Below are 596 nucleotides of genomic sequence, written 5' to 3' on the forward strand. Positions count from 1 at the left end.
CAGGCATGTTATGCGGGTAATTTGCAACGTTGAGAGTTAAGGGCAGGATTTGAGAATATAATGTTATTCAGGTTATCAAATTTAACTTTTTTGTCAAGGGCTTATAAGTAATAATTTTATAGGTGTTAAAAGATGAGAGGTATAATTATTAGTCAGGATCAGGGGACTTATCTCGTTTCCGGTGATGATGGTAAGCGTTATCAATTTGCGACTTGGGATTGGTCAGGGAAGAATCCACCGAAGATAGGTGATACTGTTGATTTTGTATGTGAGGGAGATGTTGTCAATTCTGTTTTTCCATTATTAAAAAAACAGTCAGAACATTTAAAAGTAATGCTTGCACTCGTTTGTTGGGTTGCTGGTATATTTGGTGTTCATCGTTTTATGGTTGGTAAAGTTTGGACGGGTGCTTTAATGCTTATTCTATCGTTAACACTTGTCGGGTTGATGATCACAGGAATTTGGACAATTGTTGATTTTATAGTCATTATGGCAGGGAAGTTTACTGACAAAAATGGCAATCAAATTATACATTAGTAGAGATTGTATATGATAAAATAAACTATTATTGTAAATGTATAATATAAAAAGTAAGC

1 protein-coding gene is annotated in these 596 nt (G+C 33.9%); it reads left to right on the forward strand.

Annotation, left to right across the window (positions count from 1 at the left end; all coding sequences use genetic code 11):
- The first annotated feature begins 132 nt into the window (after positions 1-132).
- Positions 133-537 carry a TM2 domain-containing protein gene (locus ACFINS_RS11020; RefSeq protein ID WP_011180502.1) on the forward strand — a complete coding sequence of 135 codons (405 nt, stop codon included), beginning with the start codon at positions 133-135 and terminating at the stop codon, positions 535-537.
- The last annotated feature ends 59 nt before the right edge of the window (positions 538-596 follow it).

Origin of the sequence: Bartonella sp. AA2SXKL (assembly GCF_042197205.1) — a bacterium.
Taxonomy (GTDB): Bacteria; Pseudomonadota; Alphaproteobacteria; order Rhizobiales; family Rhizobiaceae; genus Bartonella.